The following is a 9,551-nucleotide window of genomic DNA, read 5'->3' on the forward strand; positions in this document are numbered from 1 at the left end:
GGGGATGAACCAATGATGAACGGGGAAGGATTAATTACGGTAAAACCGCTAAAAGACGCGCTCGAGCTGACGTGGTCAGTCGAAGGGACGGTCCGGCTCACGCGGAACGGGAAGTATGTGTATGAAGGAACCGATCAACACTATGTCGATCACGAGACCGGTGTGGGAGAACAAGTCGCTTATCGCATCACGGACGAACAGGGGGAAGTGGCGAAAGTGTATACGGCCGCCGTCGACCCAACTGACGACTTGTACTGGAATCGTCATCTCACGTCGGCAGTCGTCGCCTCGAACGGCACCCATCTCCAATGGGACCCGATTGCTGACGTCGAAACGTATGCGATTTACCGGCAAGGACGACGCATTGCCGAAGTCGTCGGCCATGCTTATTTGGACGAGACGCCGCTCCATGAGCCGACAATGTATGAAGTGCGGGCGCTCCGCTCTGTGAAGCGAGATGAGAAACCGGGGACGAGTCTCATTCACGCCGTCGGCAAAGCGATGTCACTCGCCAAAGAATTGAAGACGGACACGAGACGGGACAAGGAATTGTACGTCATGTATTTTCTCGTCAGTCCGATTCGACCTGATTTGGAGACGGTGGACCAGATTCAGCTTCGCGTCCAGACGTTCATCCGCCCGCCGATGATTAAAAACCCGAACTTGTTGTCGCCTCATCCGTATTTTGAAGGAGACGGTCGCCCTTATAACGTTCATGCGACCGACTATCGCACGCGGACGGAAGTGAAGGCCGAAGGGCTGAGTGATATTCCGATCGTCTCCATCAAAAAAGATGCGAATGTGACGCGTGGCTATACGAAACATCACCGTTTGACGGGTGAAGATATCGCCTCTGTCGACCAAGTGTATCTTGAAGATGTCGATATCGACCGCGGGCGGGCGGCGTATCGGTTGCAACATTCCGTTGGCAACCCGCTCGTTATCGCGCCGGACATCAAATATACGATCGTCGCGCAATTAAAGGACAATGCTACGTTCAAGCTGTCCGGAAGTCATACGCAATCGCCACATCATGAAGTGTATCTTCAAGTCGGTGATGCCCCATGGACGACGATTCACCGGGCGGACGACCTCGGTGTCAGTTTCATGGGCAATCCGATGCCGGAGTGCCACTGGACGTACTTGACCTGTATGGACTAAAAAAAACCGTCGACTCATCGAGTCGGCGGTTTTGGTTGTTGGTCGAGAAATCGGCTCCGTTCTTCCGGCGTCGGCAGTTTGCACGTCTGTTTTTGTCCGAACCACTGATAACGATGTTTAGCGATCACATCATAGCCGAAATCACGAATCGGTTTTGGGACGAACCTCACAAACCTGAGCCAACGCCACTTCCCATCCAATCCTTCAGCGATGCGGACCGCCGCGTCGGATTTAATGTACGGGACACCATCGCGAATCAACACGATGCTGTCGACCGAGTCGTTGATACGATGACGTTTACGTAAAGCTTGACCGGCCTCGCCTTGAAGCGAGGCGAAATGAAAGTTCCCCGTCGCGTCACGGTTCAAGATGAACTGGACGCTCGCGTCGCAAAAGTTACAGTCTCCATCAAATAATACAATGGCTGGCATACCACTCGCCTCCTTCACTCTTGCCTGTTTCCGTTCCGGTGTCACTTCAAACGTCATGCGGCGAGCTGGCGCACCGATTCCATCCTATATAACGAGACGTAGTAGAGGTAGGCACCGAGCGCTCCGAACAAGAAGATGTAGCCACTCATGAACACGGGTCCGATGAATGCTCCGACGACAATCCCGGCCGCGGCCACGAGTTTGGCCCCGTGGAATGTGAGTCCACCGAAAGCAAGGTACGAGGCGCGACGCTCCGGGTCGAGCAAATCGACTTGTTTCACTTGGCGGATCGGCGAGTACAGCAATTCGCCGACTGTGAAGACAACGGCCAAGACGGCGAGAATCAGGAACGAGTTCATCGACGTGATGGCAGCGTACGCCGTGATGTATAACGACAAGCCGATGAAGAACACGTATTTCTCACGGTACCGTTTCACAAACGCAGTGACGGCGAACGTGATGGCGACGACGAGTAGTGTATTCTCGAGTTGCATGAATGCCATCATTCGGACACCATCGAACGGAACACCGACGATCGAGCGCTGTTGAAACGATTCCGCCAAATGAACACCGATATAGTTCGCCATATGGAACTCGGTCGAGAAGACGAGCATGCTGCCGAGCACGAACAACATCCAGCGTCGGTCATTGAGGGCGATCCGGTAGTTTTGAATCACGCCGACAATCGGATTGGCCGGCGTCGACCGGTTACCTTGATGCGAATCGACGAGATAGCGTTGCAAGACGACCGTTGTGATGGTCAATACGAGCGTCATCCCGACGAACAAGCCGAAGCGGTAGTCACGATAGAAGGCACCGCCGAGCATGACACCGCCGGCGATAGCCAAGTTGACGAGCCAATAATCATATACATAAATCGCTTTCCGATTCGATTCTTCCATCGAATCGATGACGATTGCCTCCAAGGCCGGATAGTTCAACCCGTTGGCGACCGCGTGACCGAAGTAGAGAATGGCCACGGCGAGTGCCCAATTGTTTGATGGGTGAATCGCCACCGTCATTCCGATGAAGCAAAGGATTTGAACGAGTTGGCCGATTTGTAAGACGTGCTTGCGATTGAAGCGATCCGAGAAGTACCCACCGAACAAGCCGGTGACATACCCGACGATGACGAATGACGTCATGATGATCCCGGCAGCGATTTTGCCGAGTTCTTCTGAAAAGTATAAAGCCATGAATGGAAAGATGGCCGAGCCGACGATGCGGATGAAAAAGCCGCAGACGAGTCGAAGCCGAACGTTGGTTGGGAAATCTTTGAATTTCATGTGAGCACCTCCTTGTTACTACTTTAAATGTGGACTACACTTGGTAAAAAGAGACAAAATATTTGGACATGTCCACTTTTAGGGGGAAGGTCATGAATGCGAAACTAGTGGCGATTTATCGCCACACGATAGAGACGGGCAAAAGGGAAGTGACGTTGCGGGAAGCGGTTGAAGCGGTCGGCTATAGTGAGAAGCAAGTGAAGCGTGATATCAAGTCGTGGCAAACGTTAGGCTGGGTGGAATATCAGGCCGGGAAAGGGCGGGGTCATGAATCGATACTCCGCTTTCAGTCGGGGTTTGCCCGGACGCTGAACGACTGGGTCGAAACCTCATTCTCAACGGCCTCGATGGCGGACGCGGCCAAATGGTTGGAGTGGGAGTGGCCACCCGCGTTACGTGAATTGATTCAAGCCCGGATTTGGAGTCGATTCGGTTTCGAACAGACGGAAGAAGACCGATTCGTGTTCCCGCGTACCCGGACGCTTGAATCACTCGACCCGCTCGACATCCATATCGCGATGGAGGCGTCCTTGTCTCGGCACGTCTTCGATCGCCTCTTCGAATGGGATGGGACGACGGTCCAAACGTCCCTTGCCCATCATATCGAAGAAGTGACATTCGGATTTCGGTGTTATATCCGAAAAGGCGTCACATTCCACAACGGGATGACGTTAGCCGCCAAAGATGTCGTTTACTCGTTGAATCGATTATTGGCTCGCGGAAAACAAGTTTGGTTGTTCGCGCCAATCGAACGGGTCGAATCGCCGGCGCCTTACGTCATTGACATCCATACGAAAGCGCACCGGGCCTACATCGAACGTTTACTTGCCCAAACGCCGGCATCCATTACGTATGAAGGGGCAGAAGGAATTGTCGGGACGGGACCGTTCAAATTGGAGAAACGGTCCGAAGAAGTAGTCCGGTTGCGGGCGTTCGAGCGTGGGCTTCGACCGCGTCCTTCGTTAGATGTGGTCGAATTTGTCACGTTCTCAGAAACGGATTATGCCAAGTGGAGCGCCGGTGATGATCAGAGCATCGTCAAGTGGATCGCTGAGGCCGGGGCGCGTTATCTCATGTTCAACTTGCAGCACTCTTGGTTCAAAGATGATATGGACACACGACTTGCCATTCAACAGGCAATCCATAAAGAAGCGTTCGTCGACTTGGGAGGAGAGCGTCATCAAGTGGCCCATGGTTTTTTCCCGGAGGCGAGTCGACCGGTGGCGGCACCAAAAGCAACGGGAAGTTCGCGCCGTCCACTGCGTCTATTGCATTTGCCGTTCGACGTTGCGACAGAAGACGCGATGCTTGTCGCGGAACAGTTGCGCGTAGCCGGCTTTACCGTTGAGACCGAGACGTATACGATTGCCTCGTTACTACAAGAGGAGACGCTCCGCCGTGCTGATTTGATTTTATGCGGGGAGATGATGAGCGAAGATCTCGATTTGGCGTTTCTCGCGTTTTTGACGAGTGAACTGTCACTCGTCGGCAAGTTAATCGCGCATGAAACGGAGCTCCGGACGATGATGGACCGTTACCGTCAGACCGATATGAGTGCGTGGCCGTGGCTCCATCGTGACGTCGAGCGTTATTTGACAGAAGCGGCACTTGTTATTCCTCTGTATCACGTGGCCCGAGAGCGGCGATTCCCGAGCTTTCTAGGGGAAGTTCCAGTCGATGTGTTCGGCCACCCCCGCTACGACCAGCTGTGGATTCGGCCTTCGGTGTAAACGAAAAGGAGATGCCGCGGCATCTCCTTTTGCTTATAGTTGGGCGAACGCGCGATTCACAGCGGCAATCGTCTCTTCGATATCTTGTTCGGTATGCTCAGTCGTCAAGAACCAAGCCTCGTACTTCGAAGGGGCTAAATTGACACCGTTCTCGAGCATCAATTTGAAGAAACGTCCGAACACTTCACCGTCTGATTTTTCGGCGCCTTCGTAATCGGTCACAATCTCGTCCGTGAAGTAAACCGTAAGGGCACCTTTTAAACGGTTCAACGTGATGGTCACACCATGTGTTTCTGCGGCTTCACGAATCCCGGCCTCGAGCTCGGCACCGAGTGCGTCGAGCTTTTCGTAAACGCCGGGTTGCTCGAGAACCTCGAGACAAGCGAGACCCGTTGCCATCGACGCCGGGTTGCCGGCCATTGTTCCGGCCTGATAGGCTGGGCCGAGCGGAGCGACCGTCTCCATGATTTCAGCTTTACCGCCATAGGCACCAATCGGCAAGCCTCCGCCGATGATTTTCCCGAGTGCGGTCATATCCGGTTCAATCCCGTACACTTGCTGGGCGCTTCCGTACGTGAAACGGAACGCCGTGATGACTTCGTCGTAAATGACGAGCGCACCATGTTCATGGGTGATGTCATTGACGGCCTGGAGGAAGCCTGGTTTCGGCTCGACGATCCCGAAGTTCCCGACAATCGGTTCGACGAGGACGCAGGCGATTTGATTTCCCCATTCGTTCATCATGTCGCGAAACGCTTCGACGTCATTGAACGGCACGGTGATGACTTCTTTCGCCGTAGCTCGTGTGACGCCGGCCGAGTCTGGTGAGCCGAGCGTGGCCGGTCCACTGCCTGCCGCGATGAGCATCAAGTCCGAGTGACCGTGATAGCAACCGCTGAATTTGACGACGAGCTCACGACCGGTATAGGCGCGAGCGACACGAACGGTCGTCATGACCGCCTCGGTCCCTGAGTTGGTGAAACGGACTTTATCCATTGACGGGATGGCCGCCTTTAGTTTTTTCGCGAACTCGACTTCAAGCGCGTGCGGTGTCCCGTAAAGGAGTCCTTTAGACGACGCCTCAATCAACGCTTTATGGATATGCGGATGGGCGTGGCCTGTGATAATCGGTCCGTACGCCGCCAAATAGTCGATATAGCGATTGCCGTCGACGTCATAGAAATAAGCGCCGTCTCCTCGTTCCATATAGACGGGTGCACCGCCGCCGACTGCCTTGAATGAGCGGGAAGGGCTATTGACCCCGCCGACGATGTGCGTCAAGGCGTCGGTATACAAAACGTCTGAATTGTTGCGTGTAGATGGTGTTGCCATATGTATTGCCTCCTTTTACAAATTCGCACTTATTGTATCATAGCCGTCAACCGCATAAGCTCAACGTTTGACGACCGTTCAAGAAATCAGTACACTATTTATAAAGATTACTATGTAAGAAATAGGTTAATTCTAACTGACATTTCGCATGAATTTTATAGAAGAAATGAGGGATTGACGTGGGAAGCGAAATGCTTGACCATGCTGTTCAGTCGCTCCGAGAACATGGAGTCAGAATGACGCCTCAGCGCCAGGCCATTTTGGAGTACCTCGTCACGGAGCACAGTCACCCGACAGCGGATGACATTTATAAGGCACTTTCGGCGAGATTTCCGAACATGAGTGTCGCTACCGTCTACAATAACTTGCGCGTCTTTAAAGAAGTCGGACTCGTTCAAGAGATGAACTATGGGGACGCTTCGAGTCGCTTTGATTTTGTGACGTCGCGTCACTACCACATCATCTGTGATGCATGTGGGAAAGTCGTCGACTTCAACTATCCGGTCCTCGACGAGATCGAATCGGTCGCGTCTCAATTGACAGGGTTCAAAGTCGATCGTCACCGTCTTGAAGTATACGGGACGTGCCCAGCTTGCCAAGCTGAACAAGCGCATAAACATTAAAAAACATCCTCAGGCAGAGGATGTTTTTTTATTCGTGTGAATGGGTTTGACGCTTATTATATTTTTCATCGAACTCTTTACCTTCGAGCGATTGATCGATCGTGAGCGGTTCGTCGCAGTGCATACATAAGTCGACCCGGCCGAGCATCTTTGTCGGTTTCTCACAATTCGGGCAAGTGACGACGATGGCTTTCGTGGATGCCATCCCAATAATAAAGTAGAGCGCTGAACTCGATAACACCATCACGAAGCCGAGCAACATGAAAATAATCATCAGCCATGTGATGCTTTTCGCCAACAGGCCGAGATACATGACTCCGATTCCCGCAAAGACGAGCAACAACGCAAGGTTTCGAGCGCGGTTGATTTTATTCCCCCGTTTTTTCATTTCGTAATCCCTCCATGTCTGTCTTTACTATAGCTCATCTGCACGACCGTGAGAAGTTCATACAATCGCTGGCAGGAGAATTTTAAAAGAAGGCGAATCATTTTTGTATCAGATTATTGGGTGGACGATTGTGGTTCATCATTATAGAAAGAAGGTATCAAGGTGACTATGGAGTATGCGACGCGCACGATCTATTCGGAATATGCGGCCTTGAAGACAACGCTTGGCATCATTGAAGTGAAAAAGAAACGGCCGAGAGATCCTTTGACCGATCAATCGGACCGGCTGTTGATTGTGATTGAAGCGAAAGAAGAACCGTTCTGGACAGTGAAACATTATCAGGTTGGGCAAGAAAAAATTATTCTTCATCTCGTAAGTGACTCGATGATGGATCGTTGGATTTTAATGAACGAGAATCGCCGGGCCATTCATTGGATTGAAGATGGAATGGTCTTGTTTGAACGAAATACGTTTTTATTAGACTTGCGACAACGCCTTCGTAATTTTTCGAATGATGAGCAACGTCTTCAACTGTCCCTTGCTTTTGCGAAGTTGTTGCGACGCTTTGAAGATGGACGAAGCTTATTTTTACAAGAGGAGCATCAAGATGCTTTCACCCAAATCCATCACGCCTTGACTCATTTGGCGCGGTTGTCGGTGTTGGAGGCCGGAATTCATCCGGAAATCATATTGTGGAAGCAAGTGCGCACACTCGATTTGGAAATATATAAGTTACATGAAGAACTGGTGAGCGGACAAGAATCGCTAGAACAGCGGATTCACTTAGTGATTATCGGAATGGAACATTTGATTCAATCAAAAGTGTTACCGGGCACGCTCCTTCTATTACAAACGATGCAACAAAGGGAGGAACCGTGGCCATTTTCTGAATTGATGGAGCACCCGAATTTACAAGAGTTGAAAGTCGACCTTGGAAGTATCGTCGGGTTCCTTGTACGCAAAGGATACGTTCGTTCGGTCTCACGGCCAACGAAGGGTGTCGGAGTGGAAGCGATCGCCTATGAAATCTCATAATCGAAATCAGGATGGAGTTCAATGAAGTCATGAAACTGTTCAAATTTATACTAGGTAGTATATTCATTATATTGATTGCTGCGGTCGTCTCAGTCTTTGCAGCACTGTTCACGATGGGTGACCCGATTGGATGGGGGCGCCCGATCATTTGGACGATTTGGTACGTGGTGGCTCTGTTGATTGTCATTATGGCGCTATATGACTTTTCACAATTGACGAAAGGCCAACGTAAACGAGTCGCATTAATCGGGACTGGAATTGGCATAGTGTTCTTTAGTTCCGTAAAAGGCTATTATGCGTATACCGAAAGTTTACGGATTGAAGAACGCGGTGTTGAGTTGTTTGACTATCAACCGTTTAATGAGGAATCGGATTTAGCGAAACTGGACGGCGCATCTTCGTTTAAAATCGGTTCCAATCTCCCGCGTCTCGATGGTGCTACGGCACTCTATCCACTGTATGCATCATTTGTCGAAGCGGTTTATCCTTCTGACGAATATAATCCGTATAGTACGGAGGAGAGTCCGGTTGTCTCAACGACGACGGGAGAGGCATACGATCGGTTGATTCAAGGAAAGACGGACATCATCTTTGTCGCCGGACCGTCCGATCTTCAAGTAGACGCGGCCGAGAAGGCTGGTGTGAAGTTCAACATGACACCGATTGGGCGTGAAGCGTTTGTCTTCTTTGTACATGAAGACAATCCGGTTGACTCGCTTAAATTAGACGAGATTCAGCAAGTATATGCCGGAGATATTGATAATTGGAGTGAGGTCGGAGGCGAAAATGACCCGATTCGAGCATTTCAACGTCCAGAAGGAAGCGGGAGTCAGACTGCTCTTCAGCGGGTGATGGGCGATCGTCAATTGATGGATGCACCTGTTGAAAATGTCCCGGAAGGAATGGGTGGTATCATCGAACAGACAGCCGCATACACAAATCATAAAAATGCAATCGGGTTCTCTTTCCGCTTCTATGCGACCGAGATGGTTGAAGATTATGATATTAAATTACTTCAAGTGAATGGGATTGCGCCAACGGTCGAGACAATCGCTGACGGGACGTATCCAATTACTTCTGAATTCTATGCCGTCACAACAGAGGAACAGTATGAAACATACAAGCCGTTTTTAGATTGGATGACATCTGAAGAAGGACAGACATTGGTAAAGCGGACGGGCTATGTGCCACTAGCGAAAGACTGAAGCGTTGGGCCTCATCAGGGGGCTCAACCTTTTTTATTTTTTTGTAATATTTCTATTGACGAAGTGGTAAATAAAGATTATAGTTATAAACGTTGTCACGGCGAAAGATTATTTCAGTAAAACAATTTGTGAAAAAAGTTGTTGACGTGGAGATAAGCAACGTGATAAATTAATGAAGTCGCCAAGAGCGACAGACGAACTTTGAAAACTGAACGATGAGGCAAAAATAAGTTTTACAATTTTTGAATGAAGCGCAAGCTTCGTCATTTTCAAGAGCTATATCAAATTCTTTGGAGAGTTTGATCCTGGCTCAGGACGAACGCTGGCGGCGTGCCTAATACATGCAAGTCGAGCGCAGGA

Annotated in this window: 9 protein-coding genes and 1 rRNA gene; 6 read left to right on the plus strand and 4 right to left on the minus strand. The window is 50.6% G+C overall.

The features are described 5' to 3' along the window. The first annotated feature begins 12 nt into the window (after positions 1-12). On the plus strand, positions 13-1,161 hold the full coding sequence (locus KNP79_RS11330) for a DUF3238 domain-containing protein (protein ID WP_034780975.1): 1,149 nt from the start codon (positions 13-15) through the stop codon (positions 1,159-1,161). Positions 1,162-1,175: 14 nt separating this feature from the next. Here KNP79_RS11330 and KNP79_RS11335 read toward each other — a convergent pair whose 3' ends face one another. Both KNP79_RS11335 and KNP79_RS11340 read right to left on the minus strand, forming a co-directional pair. Further along, positions 1,176-1,592: a thiol-disulfide oxidoreductase DCC family protein gene (locus tag KNP79_RS11335; protein WP_138859904.1), complete on the minus strand. Its 417-nt coding sequence runs from the start codon at positions 1,590-1,592 to the stop codon at positions 1,176-1,178. 53 nt (positions 1,593-1,645) lie between these two features. Continuing rightward, positions 1,646-2,878: an MFS transporter gene (locus tag KNP79_RS11340; protein ID WP_214754203.1), complete on the minus strand. Its 1,233-nt coding sequence runs from the start codon at positions 2,876-2,878 to the stop codon at positions 1,646-1,648. Between the two features lie 92 nt (positions 2,879-2,970). Here KNP79_RS11340 and KNP79_RS11345 point away from each other — a divergent pair, with 92 nt between their 5' ends. Beyond that, complete coding sequence (locus tag KNP79_RS11345) at positions 2,971-4,608, plus strand: ABC transporter substrate-binding protein (protein WP_215192401.1); 1,638 nt, start codon at positions 2,971-2,973, stop codon at positions 4,606-4,608. A gap of 33 nt (positions 4,609-4,641) precedes the next feature. On the opposite strand, the gene KNP79_RS11350 is transcribed toward KNP79_RS11345, so the two are convergent. After that, complete coding sequence (locus KNP79_RS11350; RefSeq protein WP_214825386.1) at positions 4,642-5,940, minus strand: glutamate-1-semialdehyde 2,1-aminomutase; 1,299 nt, start codon at positions 5,938-5,940, stop codon at positions 4,642-4,644. 191 nt (positions 5,941-6,131) lie between these two features. Between KNP79_RS11350 and perR the strand changes: the two genes are divergently transcribed. Then, positions 6,132-6,563, plus strand: a complete 432-nt coding sequence (gene perR / locus KNP79_RS11355; RefSeq protein WP_029596002.1) for a peroxide-responsive transcriptional repressor PerR — start codon at positions 6,132-6,134, stop codon at positions 6,561-6,563. A 28-nt stretch (positions 6,564-6,591) separates the two neighbouring features. Here the strand turns inward: perR and KNP79_RS11360 are convergent, their stop codons facing one another. Then, a complete protein-coding gene (locus KNP79_RS11360) occupies positions 6,592-6,951 on the minus strand; it encodes a YgzB family protein (protein ID WP_034780966.1) in 360 nt (119 codons plus the stop codon). Between the two features lie 168 nt (positions 6,952-7,119). Between KNP79_RS11360 and KNP79_RS11365 the strand changes: the two genes are divergently transcribed. The 3 genes from KNP79_RS11365 to KNP79_RS11375 form a co-directional block, all read left to right on the plus strand. Further along, positions 7,120-7,986, plus strand: coding sequence for a nucleotidyltransferase-like protein (locus tag KNP79_RS11365; RefSeq protein WP_215192413.1), 867 nt, complete (start codon positions 7,120-7,122; stop codon positions 7,984-7,986). Between the two features lie 29 nt (positions 7,987-8,015). After that, positions 8,016-9,191: a PstS family phosphate ABC transporter substrate-binding protein gene (locus KNP79_RS11370; protein ID WP_215192403.1), complete on the plus strand. Its 1,176-nt coding sequence runs from the start codon at positions 8,016-8,018 to the stop codon at positions 9,189-9,191. Positions 9,192-9,478: 287 nt separating this feature from the next. Next, a 16S ribosomal RNA gene (locus tag KNP79_RS11375) occupies positions 9,479-9,551 on the plus strand; the annotation flags it as partial.

The organism is Exiguobacterium sp. s7 (genome assembly GCF_018618195.1).
In the GTDB taxonomy this organism is placed as follows: domain Bacteria; phylum Bacillota; class Bacilli; order Exiguobacteriales; family Exiguobacteriaceae; genus Exiguobacterium; species Exiguobacterium mexicanum_A.